Raw genomic sequence first — 24115 nt, forward strand, 5'->3', positions numbered from 1 at the left:
GTACCGGAATCAATGCAGGGGCCGTGCCGGATTAGCGGTTCGCCGCACGCCGATGAAAAAATCTGGCGAAAGGTTGTTCAAAAATCCACCAGTCCCGGTATGATCGCGCGCCCTGATGCACACGCTGGTAACAACCGATGATGAAGCCCAACCTGATCGCCGCCGCGGAGATCGACCGACTCGATACCTGGGCAAAATATTCTGCCCCCATGTGCGGTTCGTGCATATCCAGCTGCTGCACCCTGCCGGTCGAGGTCAAGATCAAGGATCTGATCCGTATCGGCGTGGTCGATGAGTTCGAGATGGGTGATCCGCCGAAGAACATCGCCAAGCGCCTGCAAAAGGAAGGTCTGGTCGAGCGTTTTAACCAGAAGTCGGGAATCTTCACCCTCCAGCGCATGAGCAACAACGATTGCCTGTACCTGGATCGCAAGAGCCGTCTGTGCACTATTTATGAAAAGCGCCCGGATACCTGCCGCAACCACCCGAAAATCGGCCCGCGGCCAGGGTATTGCGCTTACAAGCCCAAGGAAGTGGTGCGCGAGCAGAATTCGCGGTCGATCGAGCGGTTCTGATAGTTCCTGATTTTTTTGGCGGCTGATCGGCCGCCATCGCTGGCAAGCCAGCTCCCACAGTGATTGTTGTCGTACACAAATTTCATGTACGACTCAAATCGTGTGGGAGCTGGCTTGCCAGCGATGGGGCCAGCAAAACACCACACATATCCCGGACAAACAAAAACGCCCCCGGCCTTTCGACCGGGGGCGTTTTCGTCAAGCCGGGCTAAATCTTATGCCTTGGCTTTCTTGGCAGCGCGGGTACGCTCGCTTTCGTCCAGGATCTTCTTGCGAAGACGGATGGACTTAGGCGTCACTTCACACAGCTCGTCGTCCTGGATGAATTCCAGAGCCTGTTCCAGGGTGAAGCGAACAGGTGGAACCAGAGCGATGGTTTCGTCTTTACCCGAAGCACGCATGTTGTCGAGCTTCTTGCCCTTGGTAGGGTTAACGCCCAGGTCGTTGTCACGGCTGTTCAGACCAACGATCTGACCGTTGTAGATTTCCTGACCGTGTTCTACGAACAGCTTGCCACGTGCCTGCAGGGTTTCCAGGGAGTAGGTCAGCGCCTTGCCGGTTTCAACCGAAACCAGAACGCCGTTCTGACGGCCGGACATGTCGCCGGACTTCATCACGTCGTAACGGTCGAAGATCGAGGTCAGGATGCCAGCACCGTTGGTCAGGGTCAGGAACTGGTTACGGAAACCGATCAGACCACGAGCAGGGATGTTGTATTCCAGACGTACACGGCCCTTGCCATCCGGCACCATGTTGGTCAGGTCGCCTTTACGCAGGCCCATCTCTTCCATCACCTTGCCCTGGGATTCTTCCGGCAGGTCGATGGTGACGTTTTCGAACGGTTCGTGCTTCACGCCGTCAACCAGACGGATGATCACTTCCGGACGGCCTACAGCCATTTCGAAGCCTTCGCGACGCATGGTTTCGATCAGTACCGAGAGGTGCAGCTCACCACGGCCGGAAACCTTGAACTTGTCAGCCGAGTCGCCTTCTTCAACGCGCAGTGCAACGTTGTACAGCAGCTCTTTGTCCAGACGTTCCTTGATGTTACGGGAAGTCACGAACTTGCCTTCTTTACCGCAGAATGGCGAGTCGTTTACCTGGAAGGTCATGGAAACGGTTGGCTCGTCGACGGTCAACGGCTTCATCGCTTCAACGGTGTCCGGGTGGCACAGGGTGTCGGAGATGAACAGCGAGTCCATACCGCTGATGCACACGATGTCGCCTGCAGCAGCTTCTTCAACGTCTACACGGTGCAGACCGTGGTGACCCATCAGCTTCAGGATACGACCGTTACGCTTCTTGCCGTCGGCGCCGATAGCAACAACCGGGGAGTTCGGCTTGATGCGACCACGAGCGATACGGCCAACACCGATAACACCCAGGAAGCTGTTGTAGTCCAGTGCGGAGATCTGCATCTGGAACGGACCGTCACGGTCAACAGCCGGCGCCGGTACGTTGTCGACGATCGACTGGTACAGCGGGGTCATGTCTTCAGCCATTTCGTTGTGGTCCAGACCGGCAATACCGTTCAGGGCCGAGGCGTAGACGACTTTGAAGTCCAGCTGTTCTTCGGTGGCACCCAGGTTGTCGAACAGATCGAAGATCTGGTCCAGAACCCAGTCCGGACGCGCGCCTGGACGGTCAACCTTGTTGATGCACACGATCGGACGCAGGCCGGCTTCGAAAGCCTTCTTGGTCACGAAACGGGTTTGCGGCATAGGGCCGTCTTGAGCGTCAACCAGCAGCAGAACGGAGTCAACCATCGACATTACGCGTTCAACTTCGCCGCCGAAGTCGGCGTGGCCCGGGGTGTCCACGATGTTGATGTGGTAGCCGTTCCAGTTGATGGCGGTGTTTTTCGCCAGAATGGTAATACCGCGCTCTTTTTCCTGGTCGTTGGAGTCCATCACGCGCTCGTCGTTGAGCTCGTTGCGCTCCAGAGTGCCGGATTGACGCAAGAGTTTGTCTACCAGGGTGGTCTTACCATGGTCAACGTGAGCAATGATGGCGATGTTGCGTAGATTTTCGATCACTTGTGTATCTCGATCAGAGGATTCGGTGCGCTGACAAGTCTTGGCAGCGATTTACAGTAGAGTCAGGCCTTGCCGTTACAGCTTGACGGCGGCGTCGGGGGGCCGGTGACGCAAGCCACAGGCAAACAGCCCCGGGCACTTAGCTCGGTCGATAAACGCGCACATTGGCATGCCCCTCACTGAGCAAATGGTGGGCATGCAGGCGACTCATCACGCCTTTGTCGCAATAAAGCAGGTACTGGCGAGTAGGGTCCAGTTCCTTGAAACGAGCGTTCAGTGCATAAAACGGCATCGTTTGTACCTCGATGCCAGCGAGATCCAGCGGGTCGTCTTCAGCGGCGTCCGGGTGACGGATATCGATGACGATCTGACCGGCCAGCGCTTCGCTGACTTCTTCAATTTGCAAATCCTGGCCCAATTCATCGATCACGCGATCGATCGGCACCAGTTTGGCGTTTTCGAGCGCTCGCTCGAGTACCGCCATATCGAATTCTTTCTCTTCATGCTCGACGCGATGGCGCTTGGCTGCGGTCTTCGGGTTGACCGAGATGACGCCGCAGTATTCCGGCATGTGCCGGGCGAAATCGGCGGTGCCGATTTCGTTGGCCAGATCGATGATGTCCTGCTTGTGGCTGGCGATGAGCGGTCGCAAGACGAGCTTGTCGGTCACGCAGTCGATCACGCTCAGGTTCGGCAATGTCTGGCTCGATACCTGGGAGATCGCCTCGCCGGTCACCAGCGCATCAATGTGCAGTCGATCGGCAATTTGGGACGAAGCGCGCAACATCATACGCTTCAATACTACGCCCATATGACTGTTATCGACTTTGCCGAGAATTTCTCCCAGCACTTCTTCGAACGGCACACTGACAAATAACACGCGTTGGGAGCTGCCGTACTTCTTCCAGATGAAATGCGCGACTTCCATGACGCCCAGTTCGTGGGCACGCCCGCCCAGATTAAAGAAGCAGAAGTGGGCCATCAGGCCGCGTCGCATGATCTGGTAAGCCGCAACAGTGGAATCGAAGCCACCGGACATCAGCACCAGCGTCTGCTCCAACGCGCCCAGCGGATAACCGCCGATGCCGTTGTGCTGGCTGTGGATCACAAACAACCGTTGGTCGCGAACTTCGATGCGAACTTCGATTTCAGGCTTTTTCAGGTCGATTCCGGCGGCACCACACTGACGACGCAACTGGCTGCCGACGTATTTCTCGATGTCGATCGAGCTGAACGGGTGCTTGCCCGCGCGCTTGCAACGCACCGAAAAAATCTTCCCGGCCAGCGCATCGCCGTAGTGCTGCTTGCACTTTTCAACGATGTCGTCGAAATCCCCCAGCGGGTACTCGTCGATTTGCAGGAAGTGTGCGATGCCCGGCATGCAGCTCAGACGCTCGCCCATCTCTTTCAGGGCCTTGGGGTCGCTGACGCGGGTTTCCAGCTCGAGGTTGTCCCACACGCCGTTCACCACCACGGCCGGGTCCAGATCGCGGAGCACGGCACGGATGTTCTTGGCCAATTGGCGGATGAAACGCATCCGTACCGGGCGGCTCTTGATGGTGATCTCGGGGAAGACTTTTACGATTAATTTCATGGAAACAGCGCGCGCAGGGCCTGCCGAAAAAGGGGGGCGCGGATTATAGCGGAAATTGCTCAAGGTTTAACCAGTTAATGTGCAGAAGGTTTTGCCCGCACCAAAAGAGGTCATTTTTAGCTTTAGGCGCCACATTGTAGGGCGATAATTTGTTCTTTCAGGCGCCTTGCACCTTTATAAGCGTGAATTTGGGGCAAAAAACCCATGGTGGGGCACTGGCATGCAATTTGCTCCCTTGTGAGGCAGGTTGCCTTGGCAGAGTATTCGCGCCGGCATCACAAACATTTAAGGGCATCCACTACCAGCCCTAAGCCACCCGGAGGACACTATGTCGAAGTCGGTTCAACTCATCAAAGATCATGACGTCAAGTGGATTGATCTGCGCTTCACAGACACCAAAGGCACTCAGCACCACGTGACCATGCCGGCTCGCGATGCGCTGGATGAAGACTTCTTCGAAGTCGGCAAGATGTTCGACGGCTCTTCCATCTCCGGCTGGAAAGGCATCGAAGCCTCCGACATGATCCTGATGCCGGACGACTCCACCGCCGTTCTCGACCCGTTCACCGAAGAGCCGACCCTGATCCTGGTCTGCGACATCATCGAACCTTCGAGCATGCAAGGCTACGATCGCGACCCACGTGCGATCGCCAAGCGCGCTGAAGAGCACCTGAAAGCCACCGGTATCGGCGACACCGTATTCGCCGGTCCAGAGCCAGAGTTCTTCATCTTCGACCAAGTGAAGTTCAAGTCCGACATTTCCGGCTCCATGTTCAAGATCTACTCCGAACAAGGTTCCTGGATGTCCGACCAGGACATCGAAGGCGGTAACAAGGGCCACCGTCCTGGCGTCAAAGGCGGCTACTTCCCGGTTCCACCGTTCGACCACGACCACGAAATCCGTACCTCCATGTGCAACGCACTGGAAGAAATGGGCCTGACCGTCGAAGTTCACCACCACGAAGTGGCAACTGCCGGCCAGAACGAAATCGGCGTCAAGTTCAACACCCTGGTGAAGAAAGCCGACGAAACCCAAACCCTGAAATACGTTGTGCACAACGTTGCTGACGCCTACGGCCGTACCGCTACCTTCATGCCTAAGCCTCTGTACGGCGACAACGGCTCGGGCATGCACGTACACATGTCCATCTGGAAGGATGGCAAGAACACCTTCGCAGGCGAAGGCTATGCCGGTCTGTCCGACACCGCTCTGTACTTCATTGGCGGCATCATCAAGCACGGTAAGGCCCTGAACGGCTTCACCAACCCGGCGACCAACTCCTACAAGCGTCTGGTTCCAGGTTTCGAAGCCCCGGTAATGCTGGCCTACTCGGCCCGTAACCGTTCCGCTTCGATCCGTATTCCTTACGTGTCGAGCCCTAAAGCCCGTCGTATCGAAGCACGCTTCCCGGATCCGGCTGCCAACCCGTACCTGGCTTTCGCAGCACTGCTGATGGCTGGCCTGGACGGCATCCAGAACAAGATCCACCCTGGCGATGCAGCTGACAAAAACCTGTACGACCTGCCGCCTGAAGAGGCGAAAGAGATCCCACAAGTTTGCGGCAGCCTGAAAGAAGCCCTGGAAGAGCTGGACAAAGGTCGTGCGTTCCTGACCAAAGGCGGCGTTTTCTCCGACGACTTCATCGACGCTTACATCGCTCTGAAAAGCGAAGAAGAAATCAAGGTCCGCACCTTCGTACACCCACTGGAATACGAGCTGTACTACAGCTGCTGATCCGGTAGCGCCTGCGCAAGCGGCGTGACTAAAAAGAGGCCTCCTTCGGGAGGCCTCTTTTTTTTGGTCATTTTCCGACAGCGGTTATCCCCTTCTCCTCGGACATTCACAGCATCGTCCGGCATCAATCCGCTCAAGTTGTTCGTAGCCTGCTCCGTCTTGCCCGAACTCAACGGATAAAACAATGAAGACCTACCTGCTGACTCCCCTGCTCGCCACCTTGACTACTGCATTGCTGGGCTGCAGCCCGGCATCGCAACCGGCAGGCATCGAACGGAAAATTCTCCTGCAAAGCAGCACCTCCTGGGACAACACCCCCTACACTCGCTACCCCGCAGCCGCCCCTGAACTGACACTGCTCAAACTCAAGATACCGGCCAACACTGAACTCGACTGGCATACTCATCCAATCCCCAACGCGGCCTACATTCTCGCGGGCGAGTTGACGGTTGAGGGCAAGGACAATGGCTTGGTCCAGCACTTCAAACAGGGCGAGGCGCTGGCTGAAATGGTCGACACCACGCATCGTGGAAAAACCGGTGACAAGCCGGTAGAACTGATTGTGTTCTATGCTGGCAGCCAAGGAATTCCATTGTCGGAGTAATTCTCGCTGCCCACAGGGAGGCTGAATGCGGCCACTTTTTATGCTTTTGCTGCTGCCTTTGGCTTTTCCCGTGGTGGCCCAGATCTACAAATACACCGATGCGGATGGCAATACCGCGTACAGCAATCAACCGCCCGACGGAGTACCGGCCCAGCCGGTCGAGCTGCCGCCACTCAACAGCGTTGAACCCCAGACAGCTCCGGGGTCAACCACGCCAACCAATACGGACGAGCAATCGCGCAATGCCTACGAAGTACTGGAGCTGACTGGCCTGCCCACCACCGAAGCCCTGCGCGCGAACAACGGCACCTTCACCGTCAATGTGTTGATCAAACCGCGATTGCAAGGCCCGCACCTGTTCAGACTGGTCCTGGATGACCAACCCTACGGTCAGCCCGGCAATGTGCCGATCCTGCAACTGGTGAACATCGACCGCGGCCTGCACAGCCTGGCGGTGCAAGTAATAGACGGGGAAACCGTGGTCCAGCAAAGTCCCAGTGTGACGTTTACCGTGCAACGGGTGCACAAGCCTTGAAGGGTTGGTTGCTGATCGGCCTGCTGTTGGCCTTGCCCGCTTCGGCGCAGGTGTTTACTTACATCGACGCCCAAGGCAATCGGGTCTTTACCGATCAGCCCAGACCCGGCAATGCCAAGCGTGTCCCGCTGGCAACCAGTAACCGAATGGCCGTCCCAGACTCCGCACCAGCGCGCAGCGCAAAGAATCCAGAGCAAAAACCTCTGTTCCACTATGACCTGCTGCGCATTCTGGTGCCGGAGCCCGATGCCACTGTACGCAGCACTGCTGGCGAAATCATCGTCAGTATCACCAGTGAGCCAGGCCTGCAAAAAGGCCATCGCTACCGCTTATTGCTCGATGGCCAACCCACGGCCGAGCCCGGTATCAGCCCGGTATTCCCGCTGACCAACATCGACCGCGGCACCCACCAGCTGTCCGTGGAGGTCCTCGACGAACACGGCCGAACCGTTGAACGTACCGCCAATCAGCCTTTCCACATGCAGCGCATGTCCCTGGCGCAAAAGCGCAAGGTCAAACCGTGCGCAATCGATGACTATGGCCAACGGCCGGAATGCCCGCTTGCCGAGAAGCCAGTCGAAGAAAAAAGTCCGTTTTTACGCTTCTTCTAAATTGGCTCAGGTTTGCGCACTATATTGGTGCGATTGGTTGCACCTTCGCCAAATTCCAACCCATTTTGGTTCGAAACTACTCGCCGAAGGTGGCAGAGCGCCACTCAATCGAGCGCCGAACGCCCATTTCGGGCGATCCACGCTTCTTTTCGGAGCCTTGGTTTGGTTTTTGCATTTTCCTCGCGTCAGCGCTTTTTTCTTGCGCATGCTTTGCCCTAAAAGAGGTCCCGATGACCATTAGCGACGCACTCCACCGTTTGCTACTCGACAACCTCACCACCGCGACCATCCTGCTCGATGCCGAATTGCGCCTTGAGTACATGAACCCGGCGGCGGAAATGCTGCTGGCCATCAGCGGCCAGCGCAGCCATGGGCAGTTCATCAGCGAGTTGTTCACCGAATCCACCGAGGCGCTCAATTCGTTGCGTCAGGCCGTGCAGCAGGCGCACCCGTTCACCAAGCGCGAAGCGATGCTCACCGCCCTCACCGGCCAGACCCTGACGGTCGATTACGCGGTCACACCGATCCTCAGCAATGGCGATACGTTATTACTGCTCGAGGTACATCCCCGCGATCGCCTGCTGCGCATCACCAAGGAAGAGGCGCAACTGTCGAAGCAGGAAACCAGCAAGATGCTGGTGCGCGGCCTGGCCCACGAAATCAAGAATCCGCTGGGCGGCATTCGTGGCGCGGCGCAATTGCTGGCCCGCGAACTGCCGGAAGAAAGCCTGCGCGATTACACCAATGTGATCATCGAGGAAGCTGACCGCCTGCGAAACCTGGTCGATCGCATGCTCGGTTCCAACAAGCTGCCCTCGCTGGCCATGTGCAACATCCACGAAGTTCTGGAGCGCGTCTGCCATCTGGTCGAGGCCGAAAGCCAAGGCTGCATCACATTGGTGCGCGACTATGACCCAAGCATCCCCGACGTGCTGATCGACCGCGAACAAATGATCCAGGCCGTGCTGAACATCGTGCGTAACGCAATGCAGGCCATCAGTAGCCAGAACGAGCTGCGCCTGGGCCGCATCAGCCTGCGTACCCGTGCCATGCGTCAGTTCACCATCGGCCACGTGCGCCATCGCCTGGTGACCAAGATCGAAATCATCGACAACGGCCCGGGCATTCCTGCGGAACTCCAGGAAACCATTTTCTTCCCCATGGTCAGCGGCCGTCCGGACGGTACCGGGCTGGGCCTGGCCATTACCCAGAACATCATCAGCCAGCACCAGGGCCTGATCGAGTGTGACAGCCACCCCGGCCACACCACGTTCTCGATCTTTCTGCCACTGGAACAAGGAGCCACATCGACATGAGCCGTAGTGAAACCGTGTGGATCGTCGATGACGACCGTTCTATCCGTTGGGTCCTGGAAAAAGCCTTGCAACAGGAAGGCATGACCACGCAGAGCTTTGACAGCGCCGATGGCGTGATGAGCCGCCTGGCGCGCCAGCAGCCGGACGTGATCATCTCCGACATCCGCATGCCCGGCGCCAGTGGCCTGGACCTTCTGGCGCGGATTCGCGAACAGCACCCGCGGCTGCCAGTGATCATCATGACCGCGCACTCCGATCTGGACAGCGCTGTCGCGTCCTACCAGGGCGGTGCCTTCGAGTACCTGCCCAAGCCGTTCGATGTCGATGAAGCCGTCTCCCTGGTCAAGCGCGCCAACCAGCACGCCCAGGAGCAACAAGGCCTGGAAGTCGCTCCGACCCTGACCCGCACCCCGGAAATCATCGGCGAAGCACCGGCGATGCAGGAAGTGTTTCGCGCCATCGGCCGCTTGAGCCACTCCAACATCACTGTGTTGATCAACGGCGAGTCGGGTACCGGCAAGGAACTGGTGGCCCACGCCCTGCATCGTCACAGCCCTCGTGCGGCATCGCCGTTCATTGCGCTGAACATGGCGGCGATCCCGAAAGACCTGATGGAGTCGGAACTGTTCGGTCATGAGAAAGGCGCGTTCACCGGCGCCGCCAACCTGCGTCGCGGCCGCTTCGAGCAGGCTGATGGCGGCACGCTGTTCCTCGATGAAATCGGCGACATGCCGGCCGACACCCAGACCCGCTTGCTGCGCGTACTGGCCGATGGCGAGTTCTATCGCGTTGGCGGTCATGTGCCGGTCAAGGTTGATGTGCGCATCATCGCCGCCACTCACCAGAATCTGGAAACCCTGGTGCACGCCGGGAAATTCCGTGAGGACTTGTTCCACCGCCTCAATGTAATCCGCATCCATATCCCGCGCCTGTCGGACCGCCGCGAAGACATCCCGACCCTGGCCAAGCACTTCCTCAGCCGTGCCGCGCAAGAACTTGCCGTGGAACCAAAGCTGCTCAAGAGCGAAACCGAGGAATACCTGAAGAATCTGCCGTGGCCGGGCAACGTGCGTCAGCTGGAGAACACTTGCCGCTGGATCACGGTCATGGCTTCGGGCCGCGAAGTGCATATCGGCGACCTGCCACCTGAGCTGCTGAGCCTGCCGCAGGATTCGGCGCCAGTGACCAACTGGGAGCAAGCACTGCGCCAGTGGGCCGACCAGGCATTGGCACGCGGTCAGTCGAGCCTGCTCGACAGCGCCGTTCCGGCCTTCGAGCGCATCATGATCGAAACAGCCCTCAAACACACCGCTGGCCGTCGCCGTGATGCCGCCGTATTGCTGGGTTGGGGGCGCAACACCCTGACTCGCAAAATCAAGGAATTGGGCATGAAGGTCGATGGCGGGGATGATGATGAGGGGGATGAGGGCTAGTTTCACCGCTTGATTTTCATCGCTCTTGAGCTCCATTCGCGGGCAAGCCTCGCTCCTACGGGATTACTGCCATTCAGGCCCCGTAGGAGCGAGGCTTGCCCGCGATGCTTTTAGGGGCCGGATGCACCGCCGCAATGCACCGTGAACCGCAATCGCGCACTGTGACTGCCCTGAAATCCCGTCTGCGTTCGCAATCGAAGACCTGCCGAAAAAATACAAAAGCCCCGGATTACGGGGCTTTGCACATCACGACAGGGCTTTTTGTTTCAACTTATGAAAACCTGGCATGCCCCCTGCAATAGTCCATTCAGTGGTTCAGACCACTACCCAGTTTCGGGGACCTTGGTACAGGCAGGCCGGGGATTCCCCTCTTTACACCGGGCTCACACCGCACCAAGCGACGAGCCCATCCCGTTTTGGGGTCCTTGGTACAGGCAGGCCGGGGATTCCCTCTTTACACCGGGTTCACGACGCCATGCGCGAACCCTCCCGTTTTGGGGACCTTGGTACAGGCAGGCCGGGGATTCCCTCTTTTATTGCTCCCGGAGATGGACCTCCAGCCGCCAGCGGTCATCGACCTCGCTACCGGCCCACTCACCCTGCAGGGGACGGGCCGCCACCACCGTCAGCAACAACCCCCCATCGCTCAACCGCACCCGCCAGTTCACGCTCTTGTCGTTAAGCTTGAGCTGACCTTGCTGCGCCTTGCCCTCGGCCTCGAACAACAACGCGACGCTGCCATCGACGATCTCGCCGTGGGTCTTGGGTTCGTTGTTGAACCACACCACCAGTGCGTCGCCCTTTACTTCGATTTGCTGCATGACGCTGGGGTCGGGCGTGGTCAGGCGACCGATCATCAGCCCCACCATGACCCCGACAATGGCCAGCGACATCATCACCCGCGGGAATAGTTTCGAACGCGAGTCGGCTTGCGGCGTAGAATGCCGCTCATCTTTACCTTCGGAGCCGTGCATGTTTCACGTCATCCTTTTCCAACCAGAAATTCCGCCGAATACCGGCAACGTTATCAGGCTGTGCGCCAACAGTGGCTGCCACCTGCATTTGATCGAACCGCTGGGCTTCGAGATGGACGACAAGCGCCTGCGCCGGGCTGGCCTCGATTACCACGAGTATGCCACCCTGCAGCGCCACGCGGACCTTGCCAGCTGCCTGGAAAGCCTCGGTCATCCACGGGTGTACGCTTTTACCACCAAGGGCTCACGGCCATTTCACGATGCCAGTTTCGTCCCCGGTGATGCTTTTCTGTTCGGCCCGGAAAGCCGTGGCCTGCCCGCCGACGTGCTCGATGCCCTGCCCGCCGAACAGCGCTTGCGCCTGCCGATGCGTGAAGGCTGCCGCAGCCTGAACCTGTCGAATACCGTGGCGGTGGCGGTGTACGAAGCCTGGCGCCAGAACGACTTCAAATAAAGCAGAGACAGATCGTTCCCACGCTCCGCGTGGGTACGCCTCAAGGGACGCTCCGCGTCCAGTGACGCCGAGCGTCACGGGCTGCATTCCCACGCGGAGCGTGGGAACGATCATCTCCCGCCCAAGAAAAAAGCGCCTTTGATGGCGCTTTTTTCGTTAGTGCATCGAACGCTTACTGAACGGTCGGCGTCTCGCCCGCTGCCTGCATGCGTTGCAGCTCTTGCGCGTACAGCGCGTCGAAGTTCACCGGGGCCAGCATCAGTGCCGGGAACGAACCGCGGGTCACCAGGCTGTCCAGGGTTTCGCGAGCGTACGGGAACAGAATGTTCGGGCAGAACGCACCCAGGGTGTGGCTCATCGAAGCGTCGTCCAGGTTCTTGATCAGGAAGATACCGGCCTGTTGCACTTCGGCGATGAACGCCACTTCGTCACCGTTCTTCACGGTTACCGACAAGGTCAGTACGACTTCGTGAAAGTCACTCTCCAGAGCCTTTTGACGGGTGTTCAGATCCAGACCGACACTCGGCTCCCACTGCTGGCGGAAAATCGCCGGGCTTTTCGGGGCTTCGAAGGACAAGTCACGTACGTAGATGCGCTGCAAGGAGAATTGCGGTGCGTTTTCTTCTTCGCTGGCTGCAGTGTTCTGTTGGTCAGTCATCTCAGATCCTTTCTGATCTTGGGCTTTTATAAGGTATGGAACTCAGGCCTTGAGCAGTGCGTCGAGCTTGCCGGCGCGCTCCAGGGCAAACAAATCGTCACAACCGCCGACGTGGGTGCTGCCGATCCAGATCTGCGGCACGGAGGTACGTCCGGCCTTCTGAGCCATTGCAGCACGCACCTGCGGCTTGCCATCGACCTTGATCTCTTCGAAGGCCACGCCTTTGTTCTCGAGCAGGTACTTGGCTCGGGAGCAATAAGGGCAGTAATCGCTGGAGTAGACGACGACGTTGCTCATATCACTTCACCAGCGGCAGATTGTCGGCTTTCCAGCTGGAAACGCCACCCGACAGCTTGGCGGCGGTGAAACCGGCTTTCATCAGCTCGCGAGCGTGGGTGCCCGCAGTCTGGCCCATGGCGTCGACCAGAATGATGGTCTTGGCCTTGTGCTTTTCCAGCTCGCCAACGCGAGCAGTCAGTTTGTCGTGCGGAATGTTCAACGCACCAACAATGTGACCGGCGGCAAAATCCTTCGCCGGACGAATGTCGATCACCACGCCCGCGTCTTTGTTGACCAGGCCGGTCAGTTCACCGGTGCTCAGGCTACGGCCGCCGCCCTGCATCTGATAAGCGATCAGCGCGGCCAGCAGTACGACGAAGATACCGACGAGAATGTAGTGGTTAGTGGCAAATTCAATCAGGTGAGCAACCATCGAAGGAGGTTCCAGGGCGTTAAAATGTCGGCCAGTATACACAGCCACTATGGTGGGCCAAACCCCGTCCGGCGGTGACGCGGCAGGAACTTCGCTTTAAACTGCGACTCCCTTTTTCCATCATCCCCTTTTACCTCAGCCACGAGTGGATTCCATGACTACCACGCCTAAACCTTTGGTCCTGATGATTCTCGACGGCTTCGGTCACAGCGACAACCCTGAATCCAACGCGATCTTTGCCGCGAAAAAGCCTGTGCTGGACCGCTTGTGGGCCACCGTACCGAACGGCCTGATCTCGGGCAGCGGCATGGACGTCGGCTTGCCGGATGGCCAGATGGGCAACTCCGAAGTCGGCCACATGAACCTCGGCGCCGGCCGCGTGGTGTATCAGGACTTCACGCGCGTTACCAAGTCGATCCGCGACGGCGAGTTCTTCGAGAACCCGACCATCTGCGCTGCCGTCGATAAAGCCGTCGCCGCCGGCAAAGCCGTGCACTTCATGGGTCTGCTGTCCGATGGCGGAGTTCACAGCCATCAGGACCATTTGGTGGCCATGGCTGAACTGGCCGCCAAGCGTGGCGCCGAAAAAATCTACCTGCACGCGTTCCTCGATGGCCGTGATACGCCACCGAAAAGCGCGCAGTCGTCGATCGAACTGCTCGACGCCACTTTCCAGGCGCTGGGCAAAGGTCGTATCGCCAGCCTCATCGGCCGCTATTTCGCGATGGACCGTGACAACCGTTGGGACCGCGTATCCCAGGCCTACAACCTGATTGTCGACGGTACTGGCGAATTCAACGCCGCCACCGCCCAGGAAGGCTTGCAAGCTGCGTATGAACGTGGCGAGAGCGACGAATTCGTCAAAGCCACCTCGATTGGCGAACCGGTAAAAGTCGAAGACGGCGATGCGGTGGTGTTCATGAACTTCCGCGCCGACCGTGCCCGCGAACTGACCCGCGTGTTCGTGGAAGACGATTTCAAGGAATTCGAACGCAGCCGCCAGCCAAAACTGGCCGGTTTTGTCATGCTGACCCAATACGCCGCCAGCATTCCTGCGCCATCGGCCTTCGCCGCGGGCAGCCTGGAAAACGTGCTGGGCGACTATTTGGCGAAAAACGGCAAGACCCAGCTGCGCATTGCTGAAACAGAGAAGTACGCGCACGTGACCTTCTTCTTCTCCGGCGGCCGCGAAGAACCGTTCCCGGGCGAAGAACGCATCCTGATTCCGTCGCCAAAAGTCGCCACTTACGACTTGCAGCCGGAAATGAGCGCACCCGAAGTCACCGATCGCATTGTCGATGCCATCGAAAACCAGCGCTATGACGTGATCGTCGTCAACTACGCAAACGGCGACATGGTTGGCCACAGCGGCGTGTTCGAAGCGGCGGTCAAAGCTGTCGAATGCCTGGACACTTGCGTCGGCCGAATCGTCGAGGCGCTGGAAAAGGTTGGCGGCGAAGCGCTGATCACCGCTGACCACGGCAACGTCGAGCAAATGTCCGACGCCTCCACCGGCCAGGCGCACACCGCACACACCACCGAACCGGTGCCGTTCATCTATGTCGGCAAGCGCGACCTCAAGGTCCGCGAAGGTGGTGTGCTGGCGGACGTGGCACCGACCATGCTCAAGCTGCTGGGCCTGGAAAAACCGGCGGAAATGACCGGGACTTCGATTCTCGTCTAATCATCATTAATACCTGTGGGAGCTGGCTTGCCAGCGATAGCAATCTGACAGCAAACATTCATGTTGTTGCCAGGCCGCTATCGCTGCGATGCGGCGACCCGACAAGCCAGCTCCCACAGTGGTTTCTGGTGGTTTTCAGGACTAATTTCCCGCACATCCCTCTCCAGTTATCACACAGCCCCAATTGGGCATTTTTTTTGCTGCCCATGGCGGGCATACTAGGCCGTCCCTTTCCCTGGTGTCGCCCGCCTCTATGCTTCGCGTCCTGATAGCCCTTGCTCTGACTTGCCTGCTCCAACCGGCCTTTGCTGACGAGCGCGCGCAAACCCAACAACAGTTGGACGCCACGCGTCAGGACATTGCCGAGCTGAAAAAGCTGCTGGGCAAGTTGCAGGAAGAAAAATCCGGGGTGCAAAAAGAACTCAAGGGCACCGAGACCGAAATGGGCAAGCTCGAGAAGCAGGTCGAAGCCCTGCAAAAAGAGCTGAAGAAAAGTGAAGCCGAGCTGCAGCGGCTCGATGCGGAGAAAAAAAAACTCCAGAGCGCGCGCACTGAACAACAGCGACTGATCGCCATCCAGGCCCGCGCGGCCTACCAGAACGGCCGACAGGAATATTTGAAGCTGCTGCTCAACCAGCAGAATCCCGAGAAATTCGCCCGCACCCTCACCTATTACGACTACCTGAGCCAGGCCCGCCTGGAACAGTTGAAGAGCTTCAACGAAACGCTGCGCCAACTGGCCAATGTCGAAAAAGACATCGACATGCAGCAAGCGCAACTGCTGGTACAGAAAAGCAGCCTCGACACCCAGCGCGACGAGCTGGACAAAGTCCGCCGAGAGCGCCAGCAAGTCCTGGCCAAGCTCAATGACGACGTGAAGGCCCGCGACCAGAAACTGGCGGCCCGCGAGCAGGATCAGGCAGACCTGTCTAAAGTCCTTAAAACCATTGAGGAAACCCTGGCTCGCCAGGCTCGTGAGGCAGAAGAAGCGCGACAAAAAGCGCTGATTGCCCAGCAGGAAGCCGAAAAAAAGCGCTTACGTGAGGCCCAGGCTCAAGCAAACGAGACTGACGCCCCACGCAAACCGGTTAAATCAACGCCTGGCGCGTTGGTCTCAAGCTCCGGCGAAACCTTTGGCGGTCCGTTTGCTTCAACTCGCGGCAAACTTCCGTGGCCTGTCGATGGTCGACTGTTGGCACGCTTCGGTGAAAGCCGTGGCGACGACGCCCGGACCAAGTGGGACGGCGTGATGATCGGCGCTTCCGCCGGCAGTACCGTGCATGCGGTGCATGGCGGTCGCGTGGTGTTCGCCGACTGGTTGCGCGGCGCAGGGTTGCTGGTCATTCTCGACCATGGCAACGGTTTTTTGAGTCTTTATGGTCACAACCAGACACTGCTCAAGTCTGCGGGTGACGTGGTAAAAGCCGGTGAATCCATCTCCACTGTAGGTAGCAGCGGCGGTCAAGACACACCGGCCTTGTATTTCGCGATTCGTCAGCAGGGTCACCCGAGTGACCCTGCACAATGGTGTCGCGCGCAAGGATAAGCGCGCCATCCAATTCAGGAGTTCGTTCGACATGCTGCATTTGTCCCGCCTTACCTCGCTGGCCCTGACGATCGCCCTGGTGATCGGCGCGCCTCTGGCGTTCGCCGCTCAACCGGCCCCGGCGGTTGCGCCTGCGGGCACTGCTGCGACCACCAAGGCGCCATTGCCGCTGGAAGAGTTGCGCACCTTTGCCGAGGTCATGGATCGGATCAAAGCCGCCTATGTCGACCCGATTGACGACAAGACCCTGCTGGAAAACGCCATCAAGGGCATGCTCAGCAACCTTGATCCACACTCGGCCTATCTCGGGCCTGAAGACTTCGCCGAGTTGCAGGAAAGCACCAGCGGCGAGTTCGGCGGCCTGGGCATCGAAGTCGGCGCCGAAGACGGATTCATCAAAGTGGTGTCGCCAATCGACGACACGCCGGCCTCCAAGGCGGGCATCCAGGCGGGCGATTTCATCGTCAAGATCAACGGCCAGCCAACCCGTGGCCAGAGCATGACCGAAGCCGTGGACAAGATGCGCGGCAAGATCGGCCAGAAAATCACCCTGACCCTGGTTCGCGATGGTGGCACGCCGTTCGACGTGACCCTGGCCCGCGCCATCATTCAAGTGAAGAGCGTGAAGAGCCAGTTGCTGGAATCGGGCTACGGCTACATCCGTATCACACAGTTCCAGGTCAAGACCGGCGAAGAGGTCTCCAAAGCGCTGGCCAAGCTGCGCAAGGACAACGGCAAGAAGCTCAAAGGCATCATTCTCGACCTGCGCAACAATCCGGGCGGCGTGCTGCAGTCGGCGGTTGAAGTCGTCGACCACTTCATCACCAAAGGCCTGATCGTTTACACCAAAGGCCGGATCGCCAACTCAGAGCTGCGCTTCAACGCCACTGGCAAAGATGAAAGTGAAGCCGTGCCAATGGTTGTGCTGATCAATGGCGGCAGTGCCTCGGCCTCGGAAATTGTCGCCGGCGCCCTGCAGGACCAGAAGCGTGCGGTGGTCATGGGGACGCCAAGTTTCGGCAAAGGCTCGGTGCAAACCGTGCTGCCGTTGAACAACGACCGCGCTCTGAAAATCACCACGGCGCTGTATTACACGCCTAATGGCCGCTCGATCCAGGCCCAGGGCATCGTCCCGGACATCGAAGTGCGCAGAGCCAAGATTACCAACGAGCAGGATAGCGAGTACTTCAAGGAAGCCGATCTGCAAGGTCACCTGGGCAATGGTAACGGCGGCGCCGACAAGCCAAGCAGCTCCGGCGGCAAAACCAAGCCGATGCCGCAGGACGACGATTACCAGTTGGCCCAGGCCCTGAGCCTGCTCAAAGGGCTGAGCATTACGTCCGGCCGCTGAGATGCTTCTTCGGCTGACCCTGGCGCTGTTGTGCAGTCTGGCGTGCGTGGCTAACGCCACCCCCGCCGTTACCGCGCCGCAAAAAGCCTACCTGAGCTTGATCATCGACGACCTGGGGCAAAGCCTGCCCCGGGATCGCCGCGTGCTGGGCCTGCCCGGCCCGGTAACCGCAGCGATCATGCCCGATACCCCCCACGCCACCGAATTCGCCCGCGAAGCCCATCGCGCCGGCAAGATCGTCATTCTGCATATGCCGATGGACCCGGCCACAGGACCATTTGCCTGGCATCCCGATCTACCCATCGAGGAGCTTGAGAGACGCCTGAACGCTGCGTTCAAAAGGGTTCCCTACACCGCCGGCATCAACAATCACATGGGTAGCCGCATGACCGCGCAACCCGCCGCCATGGCCTGGTTGATGGCCGACCTGCAGCGTCGTCACAAATTTTTCGTCGACAGCCGCACCAGTGCGCAAACCGTGGCGGCGCAGCAAGCGCAGAAGATCGATCTGGCGAGCGTTTCTCGGGATGTGTTTCTGGATGATGAGCGCACTGAAGACGCTATTTTTGCCCAACTCCAGACAGCGATCAGCCTCGCACACCGACAAGGCTCGGCAGTGATGATCGGACATCCGTATCCGCAGACACTGGCAGTGCTGGAGCGAGAGTTGCCCAAGCTGAAGGCCCAGGGAATCGAGTGGATCGATATCCGGCAGATGATCAGCGTGCGCGGTAATCGCGCCACGGCGGCGCATGGCAAGGACGGCCAGTACCGCCTGCCGACTTCACAGTAACCTGCAGATCCATTCCCGTTTCGCGATACATATATACATCTGCAGGTGCATTTGCCCGTGCCACGATAGCGCTCACCCTGAATTTCATCACCAAGGAATGGATATGAAATACCTCAAGCTCTTTTGTTTCGCCGCCCTGGTTGTCCTGGCCAATCCTGCAGTGCAGGCACGCGACCTTGGCGAAGGCGCCGTCAATGACTCGCCGTCAAGAGCGCTGCGCAACAGCGATAATTTTTATGAAATCTGGAGCGGTGTGGGACGACTCAGCCTCCAATCAGGCGAGACGTGCAGTGCCGTCCTATTGGATACGCGAAACAGGCAGGGTCGAGCCACCGGCCCTGCCTACTTGCTCACCAGCGGTCATTGCGTGTTTTTTAGATACGGTTCGGCGCGGACCGATTTGCCTTTGAACGCCAGCGTCACTTTCCATTACTTTCATGACGTGCCACAGCGTAAGCGCCAGTACCCGATCCGAATTGCCTTGTGGAGCAGTCTGGTCGGGACCGATCTTGCCGTGCTGGAGATAGACGCGACATTGGCGTCGCTGATACAGGCCGGGGTCAACCCGCTCAAGCTCGCCTCACATCTGACTTACGAGAATCAGGATGTGCTCAACGTTGGCGCGCCGGGTGGTTTTACCGAAGCCGGGCTTCGTTTGAGTGCCTGCGCTGAACGAACCGCCGGAACATTCATCGATCACCCTGGAGTGTTCCCATTAGCCATGAAAAACAGCTGCGATCTACACGCTGGAAGCTCTGGCAGTCCGATGCTGAACAGACTCACCAATGAAATTACCGGCATCGTCAGTAAGGTCGCGATATCGCGAAATCATCCGGCGCAATCCGATTGTGAGCACTCTACGTCTTGTCAGGCCGCACGATTCAACTACAGCTACAGCGCCAGCTTCCTGTACGCGTGCTTTATTGATGGCGTCTTCACCCTCGCGGCACCGAACTGTTCGTTGGAGCCGGTAGAGCTGACCGTCACGGAACCCTGGAAACTAAAATCACATGTCTATAAAACGCAAAATGCGAATGGGCAGGTGGTCTTGCCCAAGTGGGATTTCCGGTTCTCCCTCAAGGCGCCCTTCTATCGCTATAAAATGGTCCGTAACGCTCGGGATTGTCAGGTGCCTACTTTCTACAGTCCGGCCATCAGTACAGAAAACGCCTATATCAACAGTGAAATCGGCCCACAAAGCGGCGCGTACGCGCTCTGCATCATCGGGGTCGCTTCAGCCGATTCGAAGCTGACAAGGGGGGCTTTGAACAATGTGTTTACCAGTGCCGTGAACATAAGCACGACGCCGGGCACCCTGCCTGAAATGGCCTCGCAGTGAAAATTACAGATACTTCGACATGATCTCGTCAACTTTGCCTTCCTGGCGCATCTGATCCAGCGCGGCCTGCAGTTTGGCGACGGTTTCGTCCGGCACGTCCTTGTTCAAGGCCAGGTACAACTCGGCGCTGTTGAACCGCAACACAGTCTTGAGCCCGATCACGCCTTCCTGACGCGCCAGGTAGCGCCCGGCCGGATCACCGGTAGCCCATAGATCGATCTGGCCATTGACCAGTTTCTTCGCGTTGTCCTGATCGCGCAGGACCACCACAGGCTTCAAGCCTTGCTTGGCGAGCGTCGTGGCAATGGCGTCGCCCTTGTACGCACCGATTTTGTACTTTCGCGCATCGTCCAGGGATTGGAGGGTGATTTTGCTGTCAGCCTTGGCCAGCATGATCCAGTCGTCCGGGCCAATCGGCCCGACCCATTTGAAGAGCTTCTCGCGATCGGGTAACCGCGCCATCACGAATGCACCGTAACCGGGGTTTTCCAGAGCGAGTTTGTACACTCGCTCCCAGGGGAAACGCAGCGTCAGGCTGTAGGTAATATCGGCACGCTTGAATATTTCGCGGACGATGTCCGTGGCGATGCCATCAATGTTCTCGCCTTGGGCGAAATTCTTGCCGTTCTTCGCCATGTTGTACGGAGGGAAGTTTTCCGTCAGCAACACCATGTCGGTGTTGGGGTTGTCTGCGGCGTGTACCGCACTGACGAACAACAGGGAAGCACTGGCGAGGGCAAAACGAAGACGTTTGAGCATGTCTGGCTACCGAAATCCATGGCGTGCCCAAGAGTGCCTTGAGCCCGCCATGATGTCCACTGGCCTGTATGGGTTTGTTCAGCGCATCACGATTCCGCGATGAGCCATGTAGGCCTTGGCTTCCTGAACGGTGTATTCGCCGAAGTGGAAAATACTCGCCGCCAGGACTGCACTGGCGTGACCTTCGAGGATACCGTCGGCCAAATGCTGCAGGTTGCCAACGCCACCGGAAGCGATCACCGGAATGCCCAGGGCATCGCTGATGGCGCGGGTCACGCCAAGGTCGAAGCCGTTTTTCATGCCGTCCTGGTCCATGCTGGTCAGGAGGATTTCACCGGCTCCCAGGCCTTCCATCTTCTTTGCCCACTCGACAGCGTCTAGGCCGGTCGGCTTGCGACCGCCGTGGGTGAAGATTTCCCAGCGCGGGGTTTCGCCCGCAGCGGAAACTTTTTTCGCATCGATGGCAACGACAATGCACTGCGAGCCGAAATGCTGCGCCGCTTCGCCGACGAATTCAGGGTTGAACACCGCAGCGGTGTTGATCGAAACCTTGTCCGCACCGGCATTGAGCAAGTTGCGGATGTCCTGCACGGTGCGAACGCCACCGCCGACGGTCAGCGGAATGAACACCTGGCTGGCCATGCGCTCGACGGTATGCAGCGTGGTGTCGCGGCCGTCGACGCTGGCGGTGATGTCGAGAAAGGTAATCTCGTCGGCACCCTGCTCGTCGTAGCGACGGGCGATTTCCACCGGGTCACCGGCGTCGCGGATGTTTTCGAATTTCACACCCTTGACCACCCGGCCGTTGTCCACGTCCAGGCAAGGGATGATGCGTTTGGCCAGCGCCATGGTCAGTCCTCAGCCTTTGTACGAGTCGCAGAAAGCTTGCGCTTCAGCGACGTCGAGGGTGCCTTCGTAGATCGCCCGGCCGGTGATCGCGCCGATGATGCCCGGCGCCTTGGCGTCGAGCAGGGTCTTGATGTCACCCAGATTGTGGATGCCACCGGAAGCGATGACCGGAATCGATGTGGCAGCAGCCAGCGCGGCGGTGAACGGTACGTTGCAGCCCTGCATCATGCCGTCTTTGGCGATGTCGGTATAAACGATGGCGGACACGCCGTCGGCTTCGAACTGCTTTGCCAGGTCGATCACCTGGATGGTGCTGATTTCAGCCCAACCGTCGGTAGCGACGAAACCGTCCTTGGCGTCCAGACCGACAATCACTTTGCCAGGGAAAGCGCGGCAGGCTTCGGCGACGAAGGCTGGATCTTTCACGGCCTTGGTGCCGATGATCACGTAGCTCACGCCAGCCTTGACGTAGTGCTCGATGGTTTCCAGGGAGCGGATACCGCCGCCGATCTGGATCGGCAGGTTCGGATAGCGCTTGGCGATCGCGGTGACCACTTCGCCGTTGACCGGTTGGCCTTCGAACGCGCCGTTCAGGTCGACCAGATGCAGACGACGGCAACCGCCCTCCACCCACTTGGCAGCCATGCTCACCGGGTCATCGGAGAACACCGTGGAATCTTCCATGCGGCCCTGGCGCAGACGAACACAGGCACCGTCTTTAAGATCGATAGCGGGAATAATCAGCATCTGGCAAACCTTCAAATTCGAATGTTCAGCTTGGCTCGGAAATCAGTTTTTCTCGAGCGCCCACAGGTCGCTTTCGATGCTTTCGAACCTCTCTTTGAGATGCGTCTGCACATCGAAAATCGCCCTGTTGTAATAGTGCGGAGCAATTTCGCGGGTAAACAACTCAAGAATCTCAGCCGCCTCGAACGAGCCGAGGTCGAGTTCAAAGCGGTCTTCCATGAATCGCTTGATCTTGCTGTTGGCCTCGCTCTCCTGTTCGGGAGTGAGGGTCAGGATCGGCGGCCTGGATTTCTTGACAGCCATTTACCAGCGACCGTCCCACGCAGCGAAGTTCTGCAGCAATTGCAGGCCATGGGTATGGCTTTTCTCCGGGTGGAACTGCACGGCGAAACGCGAGCCATCGGCCAGCGCTGCGGCGAAATCGACGCCGTAATGACCACCACCGACCACCTGGCGCGCATTAGCCGCAGCGATGTAGTAGCTGTGCACGAAGTAGAAACGCGCCATGTCCGGAATGTCGTGCCACAGCGGGTGACTGACCTTCTGCTTCACTTCGTTCCAGCCCATGTGCGGGACTTTCAGGTGTTCGCCGTCTTCGTGCAGATCTTTGCCGAAGAACTTTACTGCGCCCGGAAACAGCCCGATGCAGTCGACACCGTCGTTCTCTTCGCTGGTGTCGAGCAAGGCTTGCATGCCGACGCAGATACCGAGGAAAGGCCGGTCCTGGCTGACCTCACGTACCAGCGAGTCGAACCCGAGGCGACGGATCTCCGCCATGCAATCGCGAATCGCACCGACGCCGGGGAAAACCACCCGGTCGGCTTCGCGAATCACGTTGGCATCGCTGGTGATCAACACCTTGCCGGCACCCACGTGCTCGAGGGCCTTGGCCACCGAGTGCAGGTTGCCCATGCCGTAATCGATAACCGCGACTGTCTGCATTACAGAACGCCCTTGGTCGATGGCATTTGCCCGGCCATACGGTCATCGAGCTCCACGGCCATGCGCAACGCACGGCCGAAAGCCTTGAACACGGTTTCGATCTGGTGGTGGGTGTTGTGCCCACGCAGATTGTCGATGTGCAGGGTGACGTTGGCGTGGTTGACGAAGCCCTGGAAGAACTCCTGGAACAGATCCACGTCGAAACCGCCGACGGTGGCGCGGGTATACGGAACGTGCATCTGCAGGCCGGGACGGCCGGAGAAGTCGATCACCACGCGCGACAGCGCTTCATCGAGCGGCACATAGGCGTGGCCGTAGCGACGGATGCCTTTCTTGTCGCCGATGGCTTTGGTAAATGCCTGGCCGAGGGTGATACCGACGTCTTCCACGGTGTGGTGGTCATCGATATGCAGGTCGCCCTTGCTGACAATATCCAGGTCGATCAGCCCGTGACGGGCGATCTGGTCCAGCATGTGCTCAAGAAAAGGAACACCGATATCGAATCGGGCCTTTCCGGTGCCATCGAGGTTGATCGAGGCTTTGATCTGGGTTTCCAGAGTGTCGCGCTCGACAGACGCCATACGTTCGGCCATCACCAGCTCCGCAAAATCATTGGGCGAAAAAGGCATCCATTATAGGCACGCGGGGCCGAAACAGAAACACGCGACGTGATATGGCTGACGGACAGAAGCCCCGGCTGTCGCGGGTAGACATGTCCATACAAGCACGACAGGCTACTGATCGCTCCCACGCTCTGCGTGGGAGTGCAGCCTTGGACGCTCCGCGTCCGCTTTGACTGTGACGCGGAGCGTCACGGGAGGCATTCCCACGCAGAGCATGGGAACGATCAGAAACAACTGTAGGAGTG

Annotated in this window: 25 protein-coding genes; 13 read left to right on the forward strand and 12 right to left on the reverse strand. The window is 58.7% G+C overall.

From position 1 onward, the window contains the following. Positions 1-137: 137 nt before the first annotated feature. Positions 138-575 (forward strand): YkgJ family cysteine cluster protein, encoded by a 438-nt coding sequence (locus D8U69_RS09220; protein WP_056852217.1) that lies wholly within the window; start codon positions 138-140, stop codon positions 573-575. A gap of 215 nt (positions 576-790) precedes the next feature. Here the strand turns inward: D8U69_RS09220 and typA are convergent, their stop codons facing one another. Continuing rightward, positions 791-2611, reverse strand: coding sequence for a translational GTPase TypA (gene typA, locus D8U69_RS09225; protein ID WP_046815270.1), 1821 nt, complete (start codon positions 2609-2611; stop codon positions 791-793). A gap of 139 nt (positions 2612-2750) precedes the next feature. Continuing rightward, on the reverse strand, positions 2751-4205 hold the full coding sequence (thiI, locus tag D8U69_RS09230; RefSeq protein WP_056852216.1) for a tRNA uracil 4-sulfurtransferase ThiI: 1455 nt from the start codon (positions 4203-4205) through the stop codon (positions 2751-2753). A gap of 328 nt (positions 4206-4533) precedes the next feature. Here thiI and glnA point away from each other — a divergent pair, with 328 nt between their 5' ends. The 6 genes from glnA to ntrC all read left to right on the forward strand — a co-directional run bounded on the left by glnA (position 4534) and on the right by ntrC (position 10439). After that, complete coding sequence (gene glnA / locus D8U69_RS09240; protein ID WP_056852215.1) at positions 4534-5940, forward strand: type I glutamate--ammonia ligase; 1407 nt, start codon at positions 4534-4536, stop codon at positions 5938-5940. Between the two features lie 184 nt (positions 5941-6124). Continuing rightward, positions 6125-6544 carry a cupin domain-containing protein gene (locus D8U69_RS09245; RefSeq protein ID WP_056852214.1) on the forward strand — a complete coding sequence of 140 codons (420 nt, stop codon included), beginning with the start codon at positions 6125-6127 and terminating at the stop codon, positions 6542-6544. Positions 6545-6569: 25 nt separating this feature from the next. Beyond that, complete coding sequence (locus D8U69_RS09250) at positions 6570-7079, forward strand: DUF4124 domain-containing protein (protein ID WP_056852213.1); 510 nt, start codon at positions 6570-6572, stop codon at positions 7077-7079. Continuing rightward, entirely contained in the window at positions 7076-7690 is a 615-nt protein-coding gene (locus tag D8U69_RS09255) for a DUF4124 domain-containing protein (protein ID WP_130903876.1), read from the forward strand. The genes D8U69_RS09250 and D8U69_RS09255 overlap by 4 nt, the downstream gene beginning before the upstream one ends. 230 nt (positions 7691-7920) lie before the next feature. Next, the gene (gene glnL / locus D8U69_RS09260; protein ID WP_130907173.1) at positions 7921-9006 is read left to right on the forward strand and encodes a nitrogen regulation protein NR(II); all 1086 of its coding nucleotides are present in this window, start codon (positions 7921-7923) and stop codon (positions 9004-9006) included. After that, on the forward strand, positions 9003-10439 hold the full coding sequence (gene ntrC, locus D8U69_RS09265) for a nitrogen regulation protein NR(I) (protein ID WP_056852210.1): 1437 nt from the start codon (positions 9003-9005) through the stop codon (positions 10437-10439). The genes glnL and ntrC overlap by 4 nt, the downstream gene beginning before the upstream one ends. A gap of 533 nt (positions 10440-10972) precedes the next feature. Here ntrC and D8U69_RS09270 read toward each other — a convergent pair. After that, positions 10973-11413 (reverse strand): hypothetical protein, encoded by a 441-nt coding sequence (locus D8U69_RS09270; RefSeq protein ID WP_056852209.1) that lies wholly within the window; start codon positions 11411-11413, stop codon positions 10973-10975. On the opposite strand from D8U69_RS09270, the gene D8U69_RS09275 reads away from it, so the two are divergent. Beyond that, on the forward strand, positions 11412-11867 hold the full coding sequence (locus D8U69_RS09275) for a tRNA (cytidine(34)-2'-O)-methyltransferase (protein WP_056852208.1): 456 nt from the start codon (positions 11412-11414) through the stop codon (positions 11865-11867). The two genes, D8U69_RS09270 and D8U69_RS09275, sit on opposite strands and share 2 nt — an antisense overlap. 172 nt (positions 11868-12039) lie before the next feature. Here D8U69_RS09275 and secB read toward each other — a convergent pair whose 3' ends face one another. Genes secB through D8U69_RS09290 form a run of 3 tightly spaced genes read right to left on the reverse strand, consistent with a single transcriptional unit; the run spans position 12040 to position 13237 of the window. Then, positions 12040-12525 (reverse strand): protein-export chaperone SecB, encoded by a 486-nt coding sequence (gene secB, locus D8U69_RS09280; protein ID WP_056852207.1) that lies wholly within the window; start codon positions 12523-12525, stop codon positions 12040-12042. 42 nt (positions 12526-12567) lie between these two features. After that, complete coding sequence (gene grxC / locus D8U69_RS09285) at positions 12568-12822, reverse strand: glutaredoxin 3 (RefSeq protein ID WP_008058538.1); 255 nt, start codon at positions 12820-12822, stop codon at positions 12568-12570. Between the two features lies 1 nt (position 12823). After that, a complete protein-coding gene (locus D8U69_RS09290) occupies positions 12824-13237 on the reverse strand; it encodes a rhodanese-like domain-containing protein (RefSeq protein ID WP_056852206.1) in 414 nt (137 codons plus the stop codon). 154 nt (positions 13238-13391) lie between these two features. Here D8U69_RS09290 and gpmI point away from each other — a divergent pair, with 154 nt between their 5' ends. The 5 genes from gpmI (at position 13392) to D8U69_RS09315 (ending at position 19950) form a co-directional block, all read left to right on the forward strand. Beyond that, on the forward strand, positions 13392-14921 hold the full coding sequence (gpmI, locus tag D8U69_RS09295; RefSeq protein WP_056852205.1) for a 2,3-bisphosphoglycerate-independent phosphoglycerate mutase: 1530 nt from the start codon (positions 13392-13394) through the stop codon (positions 14919-14921). Positions 14922-15174: 253 nt separating this feature from the next. Next, complete coding sequence (locus D8U69_RS09300; RefSeq protein ID WP_130907174.1) at positions 15175-16467, forward strand: murein hydrolase activator EnvC; 1293 nt, start codon at positions 15175-15177, stop codon at positions 16465-16467. Positions 16468-16498: 31 nt separating this feature from the next. Beyond that, complete coding sequence (locus tag D8U69_RS09305) at positions 16499-17818, forward strand: S41 family peptidase (protein ID WP_056852203.1); 1320 nt, start codon at positions 16499-16501, stop codon at positions 17816-17818. 1 nt (position 17819) lies between these two features. Beyond that, positions 17820-18611, forward strand: coding sequence for a divergent polysaccharide deacetylase family protein (locus tag D8U69_RS09310; RefSeq protein ID WP_130907175.1), 792 nt, complete (start codon positions 17820-17822; stop codon positions 18609-18611). Between the two features lie 103 nt (positions 18612-18714). Continuing rightward, positions 18715-19950, forward strand: coding sequence for a trypsin-like peptidase domain-containing protein (locus tag D8U69_RS09315; RefSeq protein ID WP_130907176.1), 1236 nt, complete (start codon positions 18715-18717; stop codon positions 19948-19950). A 3-nt stretch (positions 19951-19953) separates the two neighbouring features. Here D8U69_RS09315 and D8U69_RS09320 read toward each other — a convergent pair whose 3' ends face one another. From D8U69_RS09320 to hisB, 6 genes are all read right to left on the reverse strand, one after another. Further along, positions 19954-20709 carry an ABC transporter substrate-binding protein gene (locus D8U69_RS09320; RefSeq protein WP_056852200.1) on the reverse strand — a complete coding sequence of 252 codons (756 nt, stop codon included), beginning with the start codon at positions 20707-20709 and terminating at the stop codon, positions 19954-19956. A gap of 78 nt (positions 20710-20787) precedes the next feature. Continuing rightward, entirely contained in the window at positions 20788-21558 is a 771-nt protein-coding gene (gene hisF / locus D8U69_RS09325) for an imidazole glycerol phosphate synthase subunit HisF (protein WP_056852199.1), read from the reverse strand. Positions 21559-21567: 9 nt separating this feature from the next. Then, entirely contained in the window at positions 21568-22305 is a 738-nt protein-coding gene (hisA, locus tag D8U69_RS09330) for a 1-(5-phosphoribosyl)-5-[(5-phosphoribosylamino)methylideneamino]imidazole-4-carboxamide isomerase (protein WP_015093076.1), read from the reverse strand. Positions 22306-22347: 42 nt separating this feature from the next. Next, positions 22348-22608 carry a DUF2164 domain-containing protein gene (locus tag D8U69_RS09335; protein WP_056852198.1) on the reverse strand — a complete coding sequence of 87 codons (261 nt, stop codon included), beginning with the start codon at positions 22606-22608 and terminating at the stop codon, positions 22348-22350. Next, positions 22609-23247, reverse strand: a complete 639-nt coding sequence (gene hisH / locus D8U69_RS09340; protein WP_008080553.1) for an imidazole glycerol phosphate synthase subunit HisH — start codon at positions 23245-23247, stop codon at positions 22609-22611. Beyond that, positions 23247-23840, reverse strand: a complete 594-nt coding sequence (gene hisB, locus D8U69_RS09345) for an imidazoleglycerol-phosphate dehydratase HisB (RefSeq protein ID WP_007939452.1) — start codon at positions 23838-23840, stop codon at positions 23247-23249. The genes hisH and hisB overlap by 1 nt, the downstream gene beginning before the upstream one ends. Positions 23841-24115: the final 275 nt, after the last annotated feature.

It is taken from the genome of Pseudomonas sp. Sample_16, assembly GCF_004307665.1.
GTDB lineage: Bacteria > Pseudomonadota > Gammaproteobacteria > Pseudomonadales > Pseudomonadaceae > Aquipseudomonas.